The 20,085-nt window shown below is 60.8% G+C and carries 20 protein-coding genes and 1 pseudogene; 12 read left to right on the top strand and 9 right to left on the bottom strand.

The genetic code is table 11. The annotated features are described in order from the left end of the window. Window positions 1-5 precede the first annotated feature (5 nt). Entirely contained in the window at window positions 6-293 is a 288-nt protein-coding gene (gene gatC / locus ACW4PC_RS02990; protein ID WP_455872783.1) for an Asp-tRNA(Asn)/Glu-tRNA(Gln) amidotransferase subunit GatC, read from the bottom strand. 70 nt (window positions 294-363) lie between these two features. After that, window positions 364-1,068, bottom strand: a complete 705-nt coding sequence (locus ACW4PC_RS02985; RefSeq protein ID WP_455872782.1) for a metal-dependent hydrolase — start codon at window positions 1,066-1,068, stop codon at window positions 364-366. A gap of 115 nt (window positions 1,069-1,183) precedes the next feature. Between ACW4PC_RS02985 and ruvX the strand changes: the two genes are divergently transcribed. Continuing rightward, entirely contained in the window at window positions 1,184-1,672 is a 489-nt protein-coding gene (gene ruvX / locus ACW4PC_RS02980) for a Holliday junction resolvase RuvX (RefSeq protein WP_039844596.1), read from the top strand. On the opposite strand, the gene ACW4PC_RS02975 is transcribed toward ruvX, so the two are convergent. The 3 genes from ACW4PC_RS02975 to ACW4PC_RS02965 form a co-directional block, all read right to left on the bottom strand. Then, the gene (locus ACW4PC_RS02975) at window positions 1,615-1,941 is read right to left on the bottom strand and encodes a DUF6105 family protein (RefSeq protein ID WP_074067474.1); all 327 of its coding nucleotides are present in this window, start codon (window positions 1,939-1,941) and stop codon (window positions 1,615-1,617) included. The genes ruvX and ACW4PC_RS02975 overlap by 58 nt on opposite strands. Continuing rightward, window positions 1,938-2,105 carry a hypothetical protein gene (locus ACW4PC_RS02970; protein ID WP_455872781.1) on the bottom strand — a complete coding sequence of 56 codons (168 nt, stop codon included), beginning with the start codon at window positions 2,103-2,105 and terminating at the stop codon, window positions 1,938-1,940. The genes ACW4PC_RS02975 and ACW4PC_RS02970 overlap by 4 nt, the downstream gene beginning before the upstream one ends. A gap of 120 nt (window positions 2,106-2,225) precedes the next feature. After that, complete coding sequence (locus ACW4PC_RS02965; protein ID WP_455872780.1) at window positions 2,226-2,885, bottom strand: TetR/AcrR family transcriptional regulator; 660 nt, start codon at window positions 2,883-2,885, stop codon at window positions 2,226-2,228. Window positions 2,886-2,988: 103 nt separating this feature from the next. Between ACW4PC_RS02965 and ACW4PC_RS02960 the strand changes: the two genes are divergently transcribed. Then, complete coding sequence (locus ACW4PC_RS02960; RefSeq protein WP_455872779.1) at window positions 2,989-3,249, top strand: type II toxin-antitoxin system VapB family antitoxin; 261 nt, start codon at window positions 2,989-2,991, stop codon at window positions 3,247-3,249. Here ACW4PC_RS02960 and ACW4PC_RS02955 read toward each other — a convergent pair. Next, window positions 3,246-4,895, bottom strand: coding sequence for an acyl-CoA dehydrogenase family protein (locus ACW4PC_RS02955; RefSeq protein WP_455872778.1), 1,650 nt, complete (start codon window positions 4,893-4,895; stop codon window positions 3,246-3,248). The two genes, ACW4PC_RS02960 and ACW4PC_RS02955, sit on opposite strands and share 4 nt — an antisense overlap. 178 nt (window positions 4,896-5,073) lie before the next feature. On the opposite strand from ACW4PC_RS02955, the gene ACW4PC_RS02950 reads away from it, so the two are divergent. From ACW4PC_RS02950 to rpmG, 8 genes and pseudogenes are all read left to right on the top strand, one after another. Continuing rightward, the gene (locus ACW4PC_RS02950; protein WP_022714860.1) at window positions 5,074-6,015 is read left to right on the top strand and encodes an aspartate carbamoyltransferase catalytic subunit; all 942 of its coding nucleotides are present in this window, start codon (window positions 5,074-5,076) and stop codon (window positions 6,013-6,015) included. Then, window positions 6,012-7,305 (top strand): annotated as a pseudogene (locus ACW4PC_RS02945) (dihydroorotase). Before ACW4PC_RS02950 ends, ACW4PC_RS02945 begins: the two are co-directional and overlap by 4 nt. 171 nt (window positions 7,306-7,476) lie before the next feature. Next, window positions 7,477-8,097, top strand: a complete 621-nt coding sequence (gene plsY / locus ACW4PC_RS02940) for a glycerol-3-phosphate 1-O-acyltransferase PlsY (protein ID WP_455872777.1) — start codon at window positions 7,477-7,479, stop codon at window positions 8,095-8,097. Window positions 8,098-8,573: 476 nt separating this feature from the next. Then, the gene (gene topA / locus ACW4PC_RS02935; protein WP_455872941.1) at window positions 8,574-11,243 is read left to right on the top strand and encodes a type I DNA topoisomerase; all 2,670 of its coding nucleotides are present in this window, start codon (window positions 8,574-8,576) and stop codon (window positions 11,241-11,243) included. Window positions 11,244-11,245: 2 nt separating this feature from the next. Further along, entirely contained in the window at window positions 11,246-13,618 is a 2,373-nt protein-coding gene (rnr, locus tag ACW4PC_RS02930) for a ribonuclease R (RefSeq protein WP_455872776.1), read from the top strand. Between the two features lie 108 nt (window positions 13,619-13,726). Next, window positions 13,727-14,188 (top strand): DUF983 domain-containing protein, encoded by a 462-nt coding sequence (locus ACW4PC_RS02925; protein WP_455872775.1) that lies wholly within the window; start codon window positions 13,727-13,729, stop codon window positions 14,186-14,188. Window positions 14,189-14,419: 231 nt separating this feature from the next. After that, entirely contained in the window at window positions 14,420-15,604 is a 1,185-nt protein-coding gene (locus tag ACW4PC_RS02920; protein WP_455872774.1) for an MFS transporter, read from the top strand. A 93-nt stretch (window positions 15,605-15,697) separates the two neighbouring features. Then, entirely contained in the window at window positions 15,698-15,865 is a 168-nt protein-coding gene (rpmG, locus tag ACW4PC_RS02915; RefSeq protein ID WP_003547442.1) for a 50S ribosomal protein L33, read from the top strand. 750 nt (window positions 15,866-16,615) lie between these two features. Here rpmG and ACW4PC_RS02910 read toward each other — a convergent pair. Further along, window positions 16,616-17,989, bottom strand: a complete 1,374-nt coding sequence (locus ACW4PC_RS02910; protein WP_455872773.1) for a PleD family two-component system response regulator — start codon at window positions 17,987-17,989, stop codon at window positions 16,616-16,618. 18 nt (window positions 17,990-18,007) lie between these two features. Continuing rightward, window positions 18,008-18,379 carry a response regulator gene (locus ACW4PC_RS02905; RefSeq protein ID WP_022714852.1) on the bottom strand — a complete coding sequence of 124 codons (372 nt, stop codon included), beginning with the start codon at window positions 18,377-18,379 and terminating at the stop codon, window positions 18,008-18,010. A 132-nt stretch (window positions 18,380-18,511) separates the two neighbouring features. Between ACW4PC_RS02905 and ACW4PC_RS02900 the strand changes: the two genes are divergently transcribed. Together ACW4PC_RS02900 and ACW4PC_RS02895 are read left to right on the top strand one after the other, a co-directional pair. Then, window positions 18,512-18,820 (top strand): DUF3572 domain-containing protein, encoded by a 309-nt coding sequence (locus ACW4PC_RS02900; protein ID WP_455872772.1) that lies wholly within the window; start codon window positions 18,512-18,514, stop codon window positions 18,818-18,820. A 5-nt stretch (window positions 18,821-18,825) separates the two neighbouring features. Then, window positions 18,826-19,509 (top strand): hypothetical protein, encoded by a 684-nt coding sequence (locus ACW4PC_RS02895; protein WP_455872771.1) that lies wholly within the window; start codon window positions 18,826-18,828, stop codon window positions 19,507-19,509. Here the strand turns inward: ACW4PC_RS02895 and ACW4PC_RS02890 are convergent. Then, the gene (locus tag ACW4PC_RS02890) at window positions 19,484-20,071 is read right to left on the bottom strand and encodes an N-acetyltransferase family protein (protein WP_455872770.1); all 588 of its coding nucleotides are present in this window, start codon (window positions 20,069-20,071) and stop codon (window positions 19,484-19,486) included. The genes ACW4PC_RS02895 and ACW4PC_RS02890 overlap by 26 nt on opposite strands. Between the last annotated feature and the right edge of the window lie 14 nt (window positions 20,072-20,085).

Here is a 20,085-nt window from a genome sequence, read left to right as displayed (position 1 = left end):
TGGGCTTATTCGACGACTTTCGGCACCAGGAAGAAATTGTGGTCGCTGACCGGCGCATTGGCGACGATGTCCTCGGCCTTGCTGCCGTCGGTGACCTCGTCCCTCCGCTTTTTCATCGCCATCGGCGTGACGGAGGTCATCGGCTCGACGCCTTCGACATTCACCTCGGAAAGCTGCTCGACGAAACCGAGGATGCCATTCAGCTCGCCGACCATGCGATTTGCCTCTTCTTCCGAAACGGCAATACGGGCAAGGTGCGCGACGCGCTTAACAGTGGCAAGATCGACGGACATGGCATTCTCCGAATGGGAAATTTCCCACCCGCTATAAAGGCCATATCCGCCCAGTGCAACGGCGTTTTGCTTAGATGGACAGCGTCTCGCCCTGCTTCGGCGTCCTCACCTGCGTCTTCGAGCCTTCCATGCCGGAGACGAATTTATCCGGCGTCTGGTCGATGATCGGGAAGGTGCCGTAGTGGCAGGGGATTGCGGTCTTGAAGTTGAAGTAACGCCGGCAGGCGAGTGCTGCGACGGCACCGCCCATGGTGAAGCGGTCGCCGATCGGCACGATGCCGATGTCCGGCTGATGCAGTTCATTGAGGAGCGCCATGTCGGAGAAGATGTCGGTATCGCCCATATGGAGCAGGCTCGCCTCGTCGTCGAAATGCAGCATCAGGCCATTCGAATTGCCGAGCGAATGGGAGACGCCGTCCTCGGTGATCTGGGCGGAGGAGTGCAGCGCGTTGGTGAAGGTGGCGGTGAAACTTCCGAGCGAAACCGTGCCGCCCGTGTTGCCCATCTCGATCCTCTCGACGCCTTTGGAGCCGAGCCAGGCGGCAAGATCTGCATTGGCGAGCACAACGGCTCCCGTCTCGCGGGCAAGCGAAATGGTATCGCCGACATGGTCGCCATGGCCGTGCGTCAGGAGGATATGGGTGATGCCGCTCGCAACCTGCTTAATGTCCTGACCGGCGAAGGACGGGTTGTGGGTGAGAAACGGGTCAATCAGTATCTTTGCCGCATTCGTCTCGATGCGGAAAGCGGAATGGCCGAGCCAGGTGATCTTCATGGAATTGCTCCTTAATACGTGATGCAAAAGCAAAATTGGATGCTAAGGACATATCCGGTATGGCCACAAAGAAAAGCGGCCAATGCTTCAATTTCTTTTGACGGGATGAACGACGATGACGGTGCTGACGATCGAGGAACTGGCGGCTGTGTTGCGGTCCGGACAGGCGATCGCCGGGCTTGATCTTGGCACAAAGACGATCGGCCTTGCGATGTCCGATCTCGGACGGCGTTTCGCAACGCCGCGGCCGGTCATCAAACGGCAGAAGTTCACGATTGACGCCGAAGTGCTGCTTGCTTTTGCCGCGAAGGAAAAAGTCTCCGGTTTCGTCATCGGGCTGCCGATGAACATGGATGGCTCGGCCGGTCCGCGCGTTCAGGCGACGAGAGCCTTCGTGCGCAACATGGAGCAAAAGACGGCCCTGCCTTTTGTCTATTGGGACGAGCGGCTTTCGACGGTTGCGGCGGAACGGGCGCTGATCGAGATGGATGTGTCGCGCGCCAAACGTGCCGGGCGGATCGATTCGGCCGCCGCCAGCTTCATTCTTCAGGGGGCGCTGGACAGGCTCTCGCTGCTCGCCAGATCGGACGATTTCGAGGCCTGACGCGCCTTCCACCAGGCAATGAGCTTCCTGCGCTTGCGAAAGCCTATGATGGCGAAGACGACGAGGCTGTCGACAGCGATCGCGCGTGCGACAAGCGGCGGAATGGTTTCCGGCGGTACGCCGAGCACATCGCCGTAAATCTGGAAGGTCAGGTCATGAACCTGGCGCGTCAGCATGAAGATGCCGAAGTTCATGTCGTAGTAGGAAAGCCAGTACCAGCCGCCCAGAAAGGCGATCGGTCCCAACCAGAAGACCAGGAACCACTTCATGCGGCCTCCCCTTCCTGCCTCAAAGACGCGTCGGGAGTGACCGCCCATGTCGACAATGCCATGACGCTCAAAACCAGTGCAGGCACGGCGATATCCAGCGCAAGCACCGCGAAAAACATCATCGCGGCAAAGAGCAGCATGGCTTTGGCAGCTTTGGTTCCCATGATTCCGACAGCTAAGATTTAGACTGCGGATACCCTGTCCCGTTAAGCCGCAGGGTGCAATGTAAACCATTCGTTAAGGTTAACGGGTGGGTCGTCGCCTGTGGATGACACCAAGCCGCGTCAGCCATAAACACCGCGAACGATGCGCTTCAAAGCGGTTGCGGCTTTTTCCCAATCCTTGGGGGTCTTCAGCGCAAGGCCCGCACACTGGCCGCCTGCCGAAGCCGAAAGCACGAGGTGTTGGATCGCGGCAATGAGAATTGCGTTGACGGCGGCGGCATCGACGCCCTTCGGCGGCGCCAGCGAGCCCTTCATGCGCTCCAGCCATTGCGACAGCGCCTTCGAGCGGGATTCGGCAAGCCGCCTCACCTGCTCCGTATTCTCGGAGACTTCCCAGGCGACGATGCGGCGCATCAGCGGGTCGTCGCGAAGCGCCTGGAGGAAAAGCAACGCCAGGCGCTCCATGAGATCGCCGTAGGTGAGCAGAAACATGCCGCCGGTATCTTCCGGAATGCGGTCCCTGACCCAGGTGCCGAGATCGGAGCCGATCGCTTCGACAAGGCCGTTCAGGCCGCCATAATAGCGATAGATCAGCTGCTTGTCGCATCCGGCCCGGCGGGCAACCGCGTTAATGCCGAAATTCTGGAACCCCTCTTCCGAGAGCAGCGCCTTGGCCGCCCTGAGGATCGCCTTTTCGGTCGCACCGCGGTCGCGGACGCGCTTATCGGCTTCGCTTGCAGCCTGCGGAAGAGCTTCAAGAACCGCGGATTCATTCAACATATCGGATCGCCCAGCCTGTCACTATGCGGTGAGTAGCGAAGCCTTTGCTTGCCGACAATGGGCAAGTCTCGGAAAGCCTGGGGATATTGTTTGAAATGGACGAATGTGTCATCCGGCCAAAGATGCACATGCGGCCAACATGCGAACCAATGTGGACATCGACGACGAGCTCAGGGAACAGGCAATGCGCCTCAAAGGCTTGCCGACGAAGAAAGCGACCATCGAGGAAGCCCTGCAAGATCTCATCCGGCGCCGGGCACAGCGCAAAGCCATGGACGAACTCTGGGAGCGGTCACAGCCTGCTGCATCACGATTTAGATTTCGAACCCATGCGCAAGTACCTCAGGCCGTTATCTTGCCCTAACCTGCCGGCGGATAGAGCAGGTCCACGATGTAGGTCGCGTCGAAGCGGGAATCGAGCATGCCGTAGGTCGCGCGCCAGCCGCCTGCGAGGCGCGTTTCGATGAAGGCGTCGGCGATGCGGCCGGCACCGAGGCGGTAGAGCTCGGCAGCGGCGGCGGCGAGCGCAAGCTGTTCAACCAGCAGACGGGCCGCGCCCTCGTCCCGTTCGCAAAGCGCCATTGCGGCGCGAAGGACGTCGATCGTCTTCTTGCCGGCCGGGCCGAGATCGCGGGCAAGGCCGGTGAACACCGTTTCGAAGAGATCCTTGCCGCGCGTCAGCACACGCAGCACATCGAGCGCCATCACGTTACCGGAGCCTTCCCAGATGGCGTTGACCGGTGCTTCACGGTAGTGGCGGGCGATCGGGCGCTCCTCGATGTAGCCGCTGCCGCCGATGCATTCCATCGCCTCATAGATCAGCGCCGGCGCGATCTTGCAGCACCAGTATTTCGCAACCGGCGTCATGACGCGGGCGTAGGCAGCCTCTTCCGCATTGCCGCGGGCCTTGTCGAAAGCATCAGCGAGGCGGAAGGACAGAGCCGTTGCGGCCGCGACGTCGAGCGCCATATCGGCCAGCACGCGGGTCATGATCGGCTGGTTGACGAGCATCTTGCCGAAGGCGCTGCGGCCGCGGGTGTGGTGCACGGCTTCGGCAAGCGAGGCACGCATGATGCCCGACGAGGCAAGCGCGCAGTCAAGACGCGTCAACGTCACCATGTCGAGGATCGTGCGGATGCCTGCATCCGGGCCGCCAAGCAGGAAGCCGAAGGTGTCGCTGAACTCGACTTCGGAGGAGGCGTTCGAGCGGTTGCCGACCTTGTCCTTGAGGCGCTGGAATTGCAGGCCATTGGCCGAACCGTCTTCCAGCAGGCGCGGAACCAGGAAGCAGCCCATGCCTTCCTTCGTCTGCGCCAGCATGATGAAGGCATCGCTCATCGGCGCCGACATGAACCATTTGTGGCCCGACAGGCGGTAAATGCCTTCGCTGACCTTTTCGGCCGTGGTCTTGTTGGAGCGGACGTCGGTGCCGCCCTGCTTTTCGGTCATGCCCATGCCGATCGTCACGGCAGACTTCTGCATGGCAGGCTTGTTCGACGAATTATATTTGCGCGAGAGGATCTTCGGCGCCCAATCCTTCTGCACGGCAGGCGAAGCGGAGAGTGCTGCCACCGAAGCGCTCGTCATGGTCAGCGGGCAAAGGTGGCCGGATTCGAGCTGGGCAGTCAGGTAAAAGCGCGCCGCACGGATCTTGTGCGCCTGATCCTTGGCGTCGGCATCGGCCTGTGGATCCCAGACAGAGGAATGCAGGCCGACGGACATCGAGCGGCGCATCAGTGCATGCCATGCCGGGTGAAACTCGACGACATCCAGACGCTCGCCGCGCGGGCCATGGGTGCGCAGCTGCGGCGTACCCTGGTTTGCCATGCGCGCCAGCTCCTGCGCCTCAGGCGAGGTCACGTAGCGGCCCATGTTTTCCAGGTCCTCGCGCGTGCCGCGCGGCAGCGCCGCCGTCAAGTCGACGATCAGCGGATCGGACCGGTAGGCATTGATGCCGGACCAGAGACTTGGCTGGTTCAGCTCGGCGAGTTTTTCTTCAGCGGATGTCATGGTTCGCTTCTAGTGCAAGAGACAGGCAAAGGGAAAGCGGAAGTTCGAGCTTTCCCGCTTCAGCTCTAGCGGATTTACGACAAAATTGCATGGGGACGTAAGCCTTTGTCCGCAGCACATGCTTGCCCCTCACCGCGCCACTCATTATAGAGCGCGTGACACAGCAAGAGGCAGGTTCATGGTCTTCTTTCCCCACCGCCACCTCATCGGCATAAAAGGCCTCACGGAGCAGGATATCACCTACCTGCTCGACAAGGCGGATGAGGCCGTCAAGATCAGCCGGCAGCGCGAGAAGAAGACATCGACCCTTCGCGGCCTGACGCAGATCAACCTCTTCTTCGAAGCCTCGACACGGACGCAAGCCTCCTTCGAACTCGCCGGAAAGCGCCTCGGCGCCGACGTCATGAATATGTCGGTCGGCAATTCCTCGGTAAAGAAGGGCGAAACGCTGATCGATACGGCGATGACGCTGAATGCGATGCGGCCGGACGTGCTGGTGATCCGCCATTCGAGCGCCGGTGCCGCCGCACTCCTGGCGCAAAAGGTCTCCTGCTCGGTGGTCAATGCCGGCGACGGCCAGCACGAGCATCCGACGCAAGCGCTGCTCGACGCGCTGACGATCCGCCGCGCCAAGGGCAGGCTGTCGCGCATCATCGTGGCGATCTGCGGCGACGTGCTCCATTCGCGGGTGGCGCGCTCGAACATCCTGCTTCTGAATGCCATGGGCGCGCGGGTCCGTGTCGTCGCACCGGCGACGCTGCTTCCGGCCGGCATCGCGGAGATGGGCGTCGAGGTCTTCCACTCGATGAAGGAAGGCCTGAAGGACGCCGACGTGGTTATGATGCTGCGCCTCCAGCGCGAGCGGATGTCCGGCGCCTTCGTGCCTTCAGTGCGGGAATATTTCCATTTCTATGGGCTTGATGCGGAAACTCTGAAAGCTGCCAAGGACGACGCGCTGGTGATGCATCCGGGACCGATGAACCGCGGGGTGGAAATCTCATCCGAGGTTGCGGATGGACCGCAGAGCGTGATTGCCGAACAGGTGGAAATGGGGGTCGCGGTGCGCATGGCGGTGATGGAGACTTTGCTTGTGTCTCAGAACCGGGGGCCGCGGGCATGACGAACTCGATCGTTCTCAAGAATGTTCGCATCATCGATCCTTCGCGCAATCTCGATGAGATCGGCACGATCATCGTCAAGTCCGGCATGATTGCGGCAGCCGGAAAGGATGCGCAGAACCAGGGGGCGCCGGAAGGTGCCACGGTTCGCGATTGCAGCGGTCTCGTCGCAACGCCGGGCCTGGTCGATGCATGCGTCAATATCGGCGAGCCGGGCGCCGAACACCGCGAGACGATCGCTTCGGCGAGCCGGGCGGCCGCCGCAGGAGGCGTCACCTCGATCATCATGATGCCAGACACCGATCCTGTCATCGATGACATCGCGCTGGTCGAGTTCGTCAAGAAAACGGCGAGGGACACGGCGCTCGTCAACATCTATCCGGCTGCGGCGATCACCAAGCATCTGGCCGGCGAGGAGATGACCGAGATCGGCCTGCTGATGGAAGCCGGAGCCGTCGCCTTCACGGATGGCCGTTCCAGCGTTCACGACACGCAGGTGCTGCGGCGGGTGATGACCTATGCGCGGGAATTCGGCGCCGTCATCTCCTGCGAGACCCGCGACAAATATCTCGGCGCCACCGGCGTCATGCATGAAGGATTGCTTGCCAGCTGGCTCGGTCTCGGGGGCATTCCGAAGGAAGCGGAACTCATTCCTCTTGAACGAGACCTCCGCATCGCACAGCTGACACGCGGCACGTATCATGCGGCGATGATCTCTGTACCGGAGTCGGTCGAGGCGATCGAGCTTGCGAAAAGCCGCGGCGCCAAGGTGACCTGCGGCATCTCGATCAACAACCTGGCGCTTAACGAAAACGACATCGGCGAGTACCGTACCTTCTTCAAACTCTATCCGCCGCTGCGCTCCGAAGACGACCGCGTGGCGATGGTGGATGCACTGGCGAGAGGTGCAATCGACATCATCGTTTCTTCGCATGATCCGCAGGATGTCGATACCAAACGGCTGCCTTTCGGCGAAGCGGCTGATGGCGCAGTGGGTCTTGAGACGATGCTTGCAGCGGCCCTGCGCCTCCACCACAGCGGCCAGGTGAGTTCTGATGCGGCTGATCGATGCGATGTCGACGCGCCCTGCGCAGATCTTCGGCCTGAAAGCCGGCACGCTAAAGCCGGGTGCCAAAGCCGATATCGCGCTGATCGATCTCGACGAGCCTTGGCTTGTTTCGAAAGACATGCTTCTCTCGCGCTCGAAGAATACGCCTTTCGAGGATGCGCGCTTCAGCGGACGGGCCGTCGCGACCTATGTCGCGGGGAAGCTGGTTTACGGATTGGAATAAAGTGGGAGTTGCCCCTCATCCGCCTTGCCGGGCACCTTCTCCCCGCAGGCGTGGTGAAGGTGACTCGCGTTTCGTCCTTCGCAAAAGGGCGTGCTGTGCAGGTTCGCTCGCCCCGCTTGCGGGGAGAGTCACGGTGAGGGGTAAGTCCATTGGACGAAAGGGATGGAGTAAATGATCTCTGACTTGATGACCTGGCAGATTACACCGCCGCTGGCGCTTGCGGCGGCCGCCATCGGCTACCTGCTGGGCTCCATCCCCTTCGGCCTTATCCTGACGCAGGCGGCGGGGCTCGGCGATGTGCGCAGCATCGGCTCCGGCAATATCGGCGCGACCAATGTGCTGCGCACCGGCAACAAGAAGCTTGCGGCTGCGACCCTGTTGCTCGATGCGCTGAAGGCGTCGGCCGCAGCCTGGATCGTCGGTTATTTCCTTGGCGGGGAAGCGGGCATCATTGCCGGTTTCTTTGCCTTCATCGGCCACCTTTTCCCCGTCTGGATCGGCTTCAAGGGCGGCAAAGGTGTTGCCACCTATATCGGCACGCTGCTTGGCGTCGCGCCGATCATGGTTTTGCTTTTCGGCGCCGTATGGCTCGCGGTTGCCTTTACGACCCGTTACTCCTCGCTGTCGGCGCTGGTCGCGATGCTTGTCATCCCGGTTGCATTGTGGATATTGGGGACCGAGAAGGTTGCAGCGGTCATGGCGGTGATGTCGGTCATCTCCTATTACAAGCACAAGGCCAACATTTCCCGCCTCATGAGTGGGACGGAGAGCAAGATCGGGGCAAAGGGATAAGATGCCGCGGCAAGCGCAAGGCCGAAGGGAATTGCGCTGACGTAACGGCAACGAATTGCCTGGCTGCGGCTGATCGCTCCGACAATGTCGGCCCCGCCCACCTTCCGCGACCTCATCAATCATTTCGGCTCGCGCAAGCAGCGTCGAGACCGAAGCCGAGGCGCATCGGGAACCGGAACCGGCCGATCCATCGCTGTTCTTCTTTTCAACCTTGGCCGCCATGACGGGTCTCTGGACGATTACGGACCGCTGCTTGCAAGGAGCCCTGGCCGCACTTGAAAAACGATAACTATAACACTTTAAATTGTAATTCGTTCTTAATCTCCCTTTGGTTGCGCTGGATTGTAACGCCTAAAATTCAGCAAACCCCTTGACCGGAACGATTTCCCTGTCCATGTCGGAGGGCCGGTATTCTTCGAGCGGCAAGTATTACGCTCTTCTCCTCGCCGGGCGCGGTAGTTTTTTAGAGAATCATGATGAATGTTGTAGTGGTGGAATCGCCTGCCAAGGCCAAGACGATCAACAAGTATCTGGGCTCCGGATACAAGGTGCTCGCCTCCTTCGGCCATGTGCGCGATCTGCCTGCCAAGGACGGCTCTGTTCTTCCTGACCAGGACTTCGAAATGCTTTGGGAGGTCGACAGCGCCTCGGCCAAGCGCATGAAGGATATCGCAGACGCGGTGAAGTCTTCCGACGGGCTCATCCTCGCAACCGACCCGGATCGCGAGGGTGAAGCGATCTCCTGGCACGTGCTCGACGTCCTGAACAAGAAGCGCTTGCTGAACGGCAAGTCGGTGAAGCGCGTCGTCTTCAACGCCATCACCAAGAAGGCGGTTCTGGACGCGATGGCCGAGCCCCGGGACATCGACGTACCGCTGGTCGATGCCTATCTCGCACGCCGCGCGCTCGATTACCTCGTCGGCTTCAATCTTTCGCCGGTTCTCTGGCGCAAATTGCCGGGCGCCCGTTCGGCCGGTCGCGTGCAATCGGTCGCACTGCGTCTCGTGTGCGACCGCGAAACCGAGATCGAGCGCTTCATCTCGGAAGAATACTGGAACATCTCGGCCCTCCTGAAGACGCCGCGCGGGGATGAATTCGAGGCCAAGCTGGTTGCAGCCAATGGCAAACGGTTGCAGGCGCGATCGATCGCCAATGGCGAAGACGCCGCCAAGCTGAAATCCCTGCTCGAGGGTGCAGCCTATGTCGTCGACAGCGTCGAGGCAAAGCCGGTCAAGCGCAACCCGGGACCGCCGTTCACGACTTCGACGCTGCAGCAGGCGGCCTCCTCCAAGCTTGGTTTCTCTGCATCGCGCACGATGCAGATCGCCCAGAGACTCTACGAGGGTGTTGATATCGGCGGCGAGACGGTCGGTCTCATCACTTATATGCGTACCGATGGCGTGCAGATGGCACCCGAAGCGATCGATGCGGCGCGACGCGCCATCGTCGATCAGTTCGGCGAGCGCTACATGCCGGAGAAGGCCCGTTTCTATTCCACCAAGGCGAAGAACGCCCAGGAAGCGCACGAAGCAATCCGTCCGACGGATTTCTACCGTTCGCCTGACCGCGTGCGGAAATTCCTCGATGCCGATCAGATCAAGCTCTACGACCTGATCTGGAAGCGCGGCATTGCGAGCCAGATGGCCTCGGCCGAAATCGAGCGCACGACGGCCGAAATCACTGCTGACAACAATGGCCAGAAGGCCGGTCTGCGCGCCGTCGGATCCGTCATCCGGTTTGACGGCTTCATTGCGGCTTACACCGACCAGAAGGAAGACGGCGAACAAAGCGACGAAGGCGACGAAGGCGACGAAGGCGGCCGCCTGCCGGAGATCAATGCGCGCGAGAACCTCGCAAAGCAGAAAATCAACTCGACGCAGCACTTCACCGAACCGCCGCCGCGCTATTCGGAAGCGACACTGATCAAGAAGATGGAAGAGCTCGGCATCGGCCGTCCCTCCACCTACGCCGCGACGCTCGCAACGCTCCGCGACCGCGAATATGTGACGATCGACAAGCGCAAGCTGATCCCCCATTCCAAAGGACGGCTGGTGACGGCGTTCCTCGAGAGCTTCTTCACCAAATATGTCGAATACGATTTCACAGCCGACCTTGAAGAGAAGCTCGACCGGATCTCGGCAGGCGAGCTCAACTGGAAACAGGTGCTTCGCGATTTCTGGAAGGATTTCTTCTCGCAGATCGAGGATACAAAGGAACTGCGCGTCACCAATGTGCTCGACTCGCTGAACGAACAGCTGGCGCCGCTCGTCTTCCCGAAGCGGGAGGACGGTAGCGATCCGCGCATCTGCCAGGTCTGCGGTACCGGCAACCTGTCGCTGAAGCTCGGCAAATACGGCGCCTTCGTCGGCTGCTCGAACTATCCGGAATGCAATTACACCCGCCAGCTCACCTCGGAAAACGGCGCAGAAGCCGAAGGTGGGGCACAAAACGAACCGAAGAACCTCGGCACCGATCCGGTGACCGGCGAGGAGCTGACGCTGCGCTCCGGCCGCTTCGGCCCTTACATCCAGCGCGGCGACGGCAAGGATGCCAAGCGCGCTTCGCTTCCGAAGGGCTGGAAGCCGGAAGACATCGACTACGAGAAGGCGATGGCGCTGATCGCGCTGCCGCGCGACATCGGCAAGCACCCGGAAACCGGCAAGATGATCTCCTCCGGTATCGGGCGCTACGGCCCATTCCTGCTGCATGACGGCGGCTATGCCAATCTGGAAAGCGTCGAGGACGTGTTTTCGATCGGCCTCAACCGTGCGGTAACGCTGATTGCCGAGAAGGCGAACAAGGCTCCGGGCGGCCGCGGACGTGGAACACCGGCGGCGCTCAAGGAGTTGGGCGAGCATCCGGATGGCGGCGCAATCACCGTTCGTGACGGCAAGTATGGTCCCTATGTGAGCTGGGGCAAAGTGAACGCCACGCTGCCGAGGGGCAAGGATCCGCAGGCAATCACGGTCGAGGAGGCACTGGCCCTGATCGCCGCCAAGGCCAGCAAGGCGCCGACGGCCAAGGGCAGAGCAAAACCGAAGGCAAAGGCTGCCGCTTCCGAAGGCAAGGCGACGAAAAGCGCCGCCAAGCCCAAGGCTAAAGCCGCTGCGAAAGCGAAAGCGCCCGCGAAAACGAAGAAGAGCTGAGAGTGAGCAGGAATCCGCGCGAAAGAACGAAGACCATGGGCAAGCGCCCGGGGAAGATCGGCCGCGCGAGCCGCGATGCCGCTCCCGTCGAACCGCTGAACATCGTGCACGGCGCATTGCCGTCGCGCGAAGTCATTTTGCGCTTCATCGCCGAACATCCGCAAAAGGCGTCCAAACGCGAGCTCGCCAAGGCCTTCGGCCTCAAGGGCGACAGCCGCGTCGAACTCAAGCACATGCTACGGGACCTCGAACAGGAAGGCATGCTGCAGAAGACACGGAAGTCGCTGATCCGGCCGGGCGCACTGCCGCCCGTAACCGTTCTCGACATCACCACACGCGACAAGGACGGCGAACTGATCGCCCGGCCGGCGGAATGGCCGGAGGATCAGGGCGTTGCGCCTGCCGTCGCGATCCGCCAGACGTCGCCTGCCGGACGTCAGGGCAAGGGAAAGACACCCGTTGCCGGAATGGGCGACCGCGTCGTGGCGAAGATTTTCCCGGCGGCTGACCGCGGCGGACCGGCCTATACCGCGCGCATCATCAAGATCATCGACAAGCGCCGCGGCGCGACCATGGGTGTTTTCCGCACCGCCCCCGGCGGCGCTGGACGGCTGCTGCCGATCGAACGGCGCGGCGAAGAAATGCTGATCGATCCCAACTATACCGGCGACGCCAAGGACGGCGACCTCGTAGAAGTCGAGATCGCGCGCCTCGGACGTTTCGGCCTGCCGCGCGCAAAGGTGCTGTCGGTCGTCGGTTCCGTCGCCTCGGAAAAGGCGATCTCGATGATCGCGATCCACGCGCACGGCATTCCGCATGTCTTTCCGCAGCCGGTGATCGACGAAGCCGATGCGGCCAGGCCCGTGACGATGTCGCATCGCGAGGATTGGCGCGACGTGCCGCTGATCACCATCGACCCGGCCGATGCGAAGGATCACGACGACGCGGTCTATGCCGAACCGGACCCTTCCCCCGACAACCCGGGCGGCGTGATCATTACCGTGGCGATCGCCGATGTCTCCTACTATGTGAGGTCCAATTCGGCACTCGACCGCGAAGCGCTGAAGCGCGGCAATTCGGTCTACTTCCCCGATCGCGTCGTGCCGATGCTGCCGGAGCGCATCTCCAACGATCTCTGCTCGCTGAAGGAAGGCGTCGACCGGCCGGCGCTTGCCGTGCGCATGGTCTTTTCGAAGGAAGGCCGCAAGGCCGGGCATACGTTCCACCGCATCATGATGAAAAGTGCGGCGAAGCTTTCCTACAGCAACGCGCAGGCGGCGATCGACGGCAAGCCAGACGACAAGACCGGGCCGATGCTGGAACCGATCCTGAAGCCGCTCTGGCACGCCTACGAAGTGATAAGGCGCGGCCGTGAGAGGCGCCAGCCGCTCGAACTCGATATGCCCGAGCGCAAGATCCTGCTGAAACCGGACGGCACGGTGGACCGCGTCGTCGTGCCGCCGCGGCTCGACGCGCACAAGCTCATCGAAGAAATGATGATCCAGGCCAATGTCTGCGCGGCCGAAACGCTCGAGAAGAAGCGTCAGGTGCTGATCTATCGCGTCCACGACGGCCCGACGCTCGCCAAGCAGGAGATCCTGCGCGAATTTCTGGCAACGCTCGGCATCTCGCTTGCTAAGGGCGGCAATGTGCGGGCGAACAGCTTCAACGGCATCCTGGCAAAAGCCGAGAACACACCGCATCAGACGATGGTCAACGAGATGGTCCTGCGCTCGCAGAGCCAGGCAATCTACAGCCCCGAAAATATCGGCCATTTCGGGCTGAACCTGATGAAATATGCGCATTTCACCTCGCCGATCCGCCGCTATGCTGACCTGATCGTTCATCGTGCGCTGGTCGGCTCGCTCGGTCTCGGCGAAGGCGGCATCACACCGCAGGAAGAGGCCGCGCTCGACGACATCGCCGCCGAAATCTCCACCTTCGAGCGCCGTGCAATGGCCGCGGAGCGCGAGACGGTCGACCGGCTGGTCGCCCATCATCTCAGCACGCGTGTCGGGGAAGAGTTCAAGGGGCGCGTATCGGGCGTCACGAAATCGGGACTATTTGTCGCCCTCCCCGACTATGGAGCCGACGGCTTCGTACCTATATCTACGCTCGGAACGGACTACTTCATCTACGATGAGGCGCATCAGGCGCTGTCGGGTGAGAGGACCGGGCTGGGGTACCGCCTCGGAGACGATGTCACCGTAAAGCTTGCCGAAGCGATCCCGCTCGCCGGCGCGCTTCGCTTCGAGATGATAAGCGAAGGACGCAACATGCCGACGGCAGTGCGCTCGTTCCACAAGGCAGGCCGCCGTGACAACCGGCAGGCCCGCAAGATGGCCGGGACAAGGCCGCCAAGGGGGCGGCGATAGGGCATCCTTTTCGGGATGCTCTGCATTTGAAGTAAGGAGCGTCCCTTCTCTGCAAGGCGGCGGATTGCGGCGCTCCATGCGTGTAGGGACGCTCGAAAAGGAACGATCATGACCAGTGCATCGACCGAACAACCGGTCCGCTATGGGGACGCAGAAAAGGCCGAGCGTCCGCTCGGCCGCTCCATCATGCGCGGCATGCTGAACCGTTGTCCGCATTGCGAAAGCGGCAAGCTTTTCAGGGCTTTTCTGAAGCCCGTCGACCATTGCGCCGCCTGCGGCGAGGCAATGCACCATCACCGCTCCGACGACCTGCCGCCCTATCTCGTCATCCTCGTTCTCGGCCACGTCGTGGTCGGCGGCTACATGATGACCGACATGATCTGGCCGCTGCCGCTCTGGCTGACGCTGGCGATCTGGGCTCCCATCACCGTTCTGACCGCCCTCATCTCGATCCAGCCGATCAAGGGCGGCGTGATCGGCCTGCAATGGGCGCTTCGCCTGCATGGTTTCGGCGACCAGAACGACGATCACGACGATTACGATATCCCCGGCCGCGGGCGCTCATCGTAAGCAGTCCTGAACCTTCACCGTCCAGACATAATTCGCGTGTAGTGGGCAACGCTCGCCGGCGCTGCAGGATCGCAGCGCCAGTCCTGAGTGAATACGAGCTGGATTATTTGATCTATTGCCATCGGCACCGGACTTTCCGTAAAGCACAACCCGTCACTTGGATTTGGCACGCGTGTGCCTTTCTATGTGCCACAAACGGGCGATTCGTTTCAGTCATTCAAGGATGGATTCATGTCTCAGCCGAGAAACGGCACACCGGGCGATGTCGAGGAAATCCATTGGCCGTCGCTGGTTGCCGCCGTCTCGTCGATTTCCGCTGTCGGCATCGCGATCGGCCTCGGACTTCCGCTTCTCAGCATCATCCTGGAAAAGCGCGGTATCCCCTCAACGCTCATCGGCCTGAATACGGCCATGGCGGGGATCGCCGCCATGGCTGCCGCCCCGATCACCACAAAGCTCGCGCATAAATACGGGGTCGCCCCGACAATGCTCTGGGCGGTGGTGATTTCCGCGCTCAGCTCGCTCGGATTTTACTATGCCGAGAATTTCTGGCTTTGGTTCCCCTTGCGCTTTGCATTCCATGGCGCGACCACGACCCTGTTCATCCTGTCCGAGTTCTGGATCAATGCCGCCTCACCGCCTACGAAACGAGGCTTCGTGCTTGGAATCTATGCGACAGTGCTTTCGCTCGGTTTCGCGGCGGGCCCCCTGCTCTTCTCGATTCTCGGCAGCGACGGCATACTGCCGTTTCTGGTTGGCGCAGCCGCGATCCTGCTTGCGGCCATCCCAATCTTTATCGCGCGACACGAAAGCCCGATCCTAGAAGAGAAGCCGGAGCTGCACTTCATGCGCTACGTCTTTTTGGTACCGACGGCGACGGCCGCAGTCTTCATTTTCGGCGCGGTCGAGGCGGGCGGCCTTTCACTGTTCCCGATCTATGCGATCCGCGCGAACTTCACCGAATTGCAGGCGGCGCTGCTGCTGACGGTCATGGGTATCGGCAATGTGATCTTTCAGATCCCGGTCGGAATGCTCTCCGACCGGATTTCCGACAAGCGCCCGCTGCTTGCCGCCATGGCCTTCATGGGTCTTATCGGCTCGCTGATGCTTCCGCTGCTGTCCCACAGCTGGATCATGATGGCAGGGGTCCTGCTTTTCTGGGGCGGTTGCGTCGCTGGCCTCTACACCGTCGGCCTCAGCCACCTCGGATCCCGGTTGACAGGTTCCGATCTTGCAGCGGCGAATGCCGCCTTCGTCTTCTGTTATGCCGTCGGCACCGTCGCCGGCCCGCAGGCAATCGGAGCTGCTATCGACGTTGCCGGAAACAATGGTTTTGCATATGCGATTGCCTGTTTCTTCGGGCTTTATGCCTTGCTGGCCGGCATAAGACTGCTTTTCCTCCGAAAGCGGGCTTGACTTTTCGGGCCGGATTCGTAGTTTCGCGCCAGAATTTGCCGTGGAGCCCATCCGGCTTTCCACGGCTTTCATTTTCGTAAAGGCAGGACAACCATGGCCAAGGCTACCACTATCAAGATCAAGCTGCTGTCGACGGCCGACACCGGTTTCTTCTACGTCACGACGAAGAACAGCCGTACGATGACGGACAAGATGACGAAGACCAAGTATGACCCGGTCGCTAAGAAGCACGTCGAGTTCAAGGAAACCAAGATCAAGTAATTCTTGATCTCAGGTTGTTTAAAAAGCGCGCGCCGTCTGGCTGCGCGCTTTTTTTCATTCGTGGATTGTGTTTTTTGCCCTGTCGGCGCAAACAAAAACGCCGTCTTTCTCCGTGATGGGAAAGACGGCGTTTTTCAGGCAAAGGGGGTCGGCCAGCAGGCAAGGCGGCACGAGGAACCGCGAAAAGTTGCGAGCTAGCCGACCGGACCCCACGACCCAGGAGATGCGGCGGACCTGAGCATCATGGGGTATGCGGACTCCTCAAGAGGGAGTGCTTTTCTCTTATGAGCCAATAATTTGCGCAAAAATGAAAGAAAATCAACAAATTCTTAATGATGAGCAATTCCTGCCTGCTCCTATGGTTAAAAGTCCAATTTTGGGGCAGGTGGAGATCAGCCTAATGACTTAGGCGCTCAGGAAATGAACCAGCTTTGCAAAGAAACCAATAGGCACATAGCAGTAACTTTGCCGGATGTTGACGTTACGTAAGGTCTCAACATTTCCCTTCGGGAAATAGCACTGCTTGCATAGCGGCCTGCCGCTATCCGTGTATTCTTTGACAGAGCGCCTTTGTTCTTCCCGCCGGGGCGGATGCACCCTAAGAGGGTCACCGACGGCAGTGATCCATTTCCGGGTCTTTTCCACAAAAGAAGCGTGTCCTTTGCAAGGGCCACGATTAAAAATTTGTAATGTTCAGCGTTTTCCGGTGGAAAACCATGTCCTGCGCCGGGTCCTGAGACAGTATTGCCTTCAGGCTGCGGCAGCAACGACGCGGTTCCGGCCGGTGTTCTTTGCTTCATAAAGAGCAAGATCGGCCTGCTTCATAAGCTGGTCCGGCGTGATGACCGAGGACAGGCGCGAAGAGATACCGAAGGAGGCGGTGACTTTCAGCTCCTGCCCTGCCGATTTCAACCCAAATGGAATGCTTTCGACGGAGGCCCGCAGGCGCTCGGCAACTGCGGCAGCCACCTCAGGCGACGTATCCGGCATTACCACGACGAACTCCTCGCCGCCATAGCGGCAGGCGAGATCGGCGCCGCGGACGGTCGAGCGGATGCGGTTGGCAAATTCCTTGAGCACTTCGTCGCCGGCATCATGGCCGTGGGTGTCGTTCACCTGCTTGAAGCGGTCGATGTCGGTGATCAGCACGGATAGCGGCCGCCCCCGGGCCATCGAGCGGTTGAAGAGAACCTTGAGATGATTGTCGAGGTAACGGCGGTTGTTGAGACCCGTCAGGGGATCGGTGACGGCAAGCTCGATGGTCTGCTTGACGCTGGCGCGCAGGCGGTCGTTGAAGCGCTTGCGGCGGATCTGCGTCAGGCCGCGGGCGATGAGTTCGTTCGTATCGACCGGACGGACAATGTAGTCGTTGACGCCGAGATCAAGCGCCCGGATGACCATGTCGTCAGCGCCCTGCTCCGTTATGATCAGGATCGGCAGAAAACGGGTACGCTCCAGCGAGCGGAACTGCGAGCAGAGCCGCAAGGGATCGTAATCGTCGAAATTGGCATTGACGATCACGAGTTCGAAGGCGTTCTCGGCAGCTTCGAACAGGGCTGCCTGCGGGTCGGAGATGGCCGTGACATCGGCGATCGGCTTCAGCGCCTTGATGATACGCTCCTGCGAATTGGCGCGGCTGTCGACCAATAGAATCTGTCCGGCTTCTTCCGGGCGCCCTTCGCCGGCACGCAGCAGATCGTCGATCCCCATCGTCTCGGCCGTTTCGGCGCGGATGCGCAGTTCATCGCTCAGCGTCTTCAGGCGCAGAAGGCTCTTCACGCGGGAGATGAGCTGCAGGTCGTTGACCGGCTTGGTCAGGAAATCATCGGCGCCCGCCTTCAGGCCGCGCACGCGATCAGCCGGCTGGTCCAGCGCCGTCACCATCACGACGGGAATATGCGACGTCTTCGCGCTCGCCTTCAGACGCGCGCAGACCTCGAAGCCGTCAAGCCCCGGCATCATCACATCGAGCAGGATGAGATCGACCTGGTTGCGCTCGCATATCGCCAGTGCCTGATAGCCGTCCGCCGCCGTCAGCACGTCGAAATATTCCGCGAGAAGCCGCGCTTCGAGCAGCTTCACATTCGCCGGAATATCATCAACCACCAATATGCGCGCAGTCATAAACGTCTTTCAGATGCGCTAGGCATCACCGAGATAGGTCTTGATCGTTTCAATGAACTTCGGAACCGAGATGGGCTTGGAGACATAGGCTTCGCAGCCGCCCTGACGGATACGCTCCTCGTCGCCCTTCATTGCAAAGGCCGTCACCGCAATCACTGGGATGACATGCAGTTCGTCGTCTTCCTTCAGCCATTTGGTAACCTCCAGGCCGGAAACCTCCGGAAGCTGGATATCCATAAGGATCAGGTCCGGCTTGTATTTTCTAGCAAGATCAAGCGCTTCCATCCCGTTTCGGGTCTGAATTGTCGTATAGCCGGACGCCTCGATCAGGTCGCGAAAGAGCTTCATGTTGAGCTCGTTATCTTCTACAATCATCACCTGTTTGGGCATGGCACGCTTGTCCCTACGTCTCGTCCCTGCAGCCGATCGCGCCGTGTCAGAAGACTGGGCGCACGAATCCAGGAAACCGATAGTGGTAAACTACCGGTATTTGGTTGAAGAAAAGGTAACTTACCCAGCGAAATGCAAAGCAACTTCAAGACTTCCAAACAATTCGCCGCAGACCCCCAGGAGACGGCGATTGCCGTTCTCAGCTGGCTGGCGAACGAACCCGACATGTTCTCGCGTTTCCTGGCGCTGACGGGCGTCGAGCCTGCCCAGGTCCGCAACGCCGTCCACGATCCTGGCTTCCTCGCCGGCATGCTGGATTTCCTGATGAACCACGAGCCAACGGCGGTGGCGTTTTGCGAGGCGACCGGCACGAAGCCCGATACGCTCGCTGCCGTATGGCGGCATTTCTCCTCTCCCGGCCTCGAACCCGGAGAATACTGAGCGCAATGGAGACCGGGACTTTCGACATCTCGCATGTGCGCCTCGGCGACCGGCCGCTGATCGTCTGCGACGTTGACGACGTCGTGCTGCAGTTCATCGATCCCTTTCAGCGGTTTCTTCTCGAAGAAGGGCATGAGCTTTTGCCGCGTTCGTTTCATCTTCATGGCAATATCGTTTCTAAAGATGGGGTTGCGCTCGAGGTTATCCATGTCAGCCGGCTGATCGAAACCTTCTTCGAACGGCAGGAGGAGTGGCAGCTGCCACTTTCGCGGGCCACGGAGACGCTCGGCAGGCTCTCCGCCACTGCCGATATCGTTTTCCTGACCGCAATGCCGCCGGTCTATGCGGATCAACGGCGGCGGTTGCTCGACCGCTTCAGCCTCCCCTACCCGCTGCTTGCGACCCGTCAGCCGAAAGGGCCGGTCGTCAAGGCGCTGCATGGCGCGCGTCCCCTGCCCGTTGCTTTCATCGACGACATGGCGGTCAATCTTCATTCGGTGCGCGAACATGTCGACAACTGCCTTCTGCTGCATCTGATGCCGGTCTCCGAAATTCACCGTTTCGCGCCTGCGGCCATGGACGACATTCAGCGGATCTACGACTGGAACGAGGCTGCATCGCTGATCGGCCGTCATTTCACTGAAGCCGACGCAGCTCGAAGCCTCACTGCGCCAAATCCAACCGCATGAGCGGCCGCCCGTCCTTTCGCCGTGCCACCGGCTCGAAGCCCACCGCATCGAAGATCGCGGTCGAGCCGATGCAGAGCGTGACCGACTTCGACTGCTTCGTATGGTCGATGGGACAGCCTTCGAGACAGCGCGCGCCGTTTTGCCGCGCGTGATCGACCGCGCCCTGCAGCAGGCGATGACTGAGACCTTTGCCACGCAGTGGCGGCGAAAGAAAGAAACAGCTCACAGCCCAGATGGACGGGTCCAGCGTATCGCCCCCCTCCAGCGGCCGGGAAACCGTGCGCGGCGAGTTGAATTGAGCAACATCTTGGCGCGGTCCCACCTGCACCCAGGCGACCGGCTGGCCATCCGCATAGGCGAGAATGCCGGGCGGCGGACCGGCGGCGATGCGGTTTCTGATATACTCTTTCCGCTCATCGGGCCGCATTTTGGTGCGCACTGCATGCGGCAATCTGAGAGCCACGCACCAGCAGTCACAAAAGGCACCGCGCGGACCGAAGAGCGTCTCGAAATCTGTCCAGCGCTCCGGCGTCACCGGCTCAAAACGCAGATCGATATCCAAAGCCAAACCTCTCT

This window comes from Rhizobium yanglingense, assembly GCF_977109285.1.
Note: the sequence above shows the minus strand (reverse complement) of the source record. Positions and strands in the feature narration are given on the sequence as shown.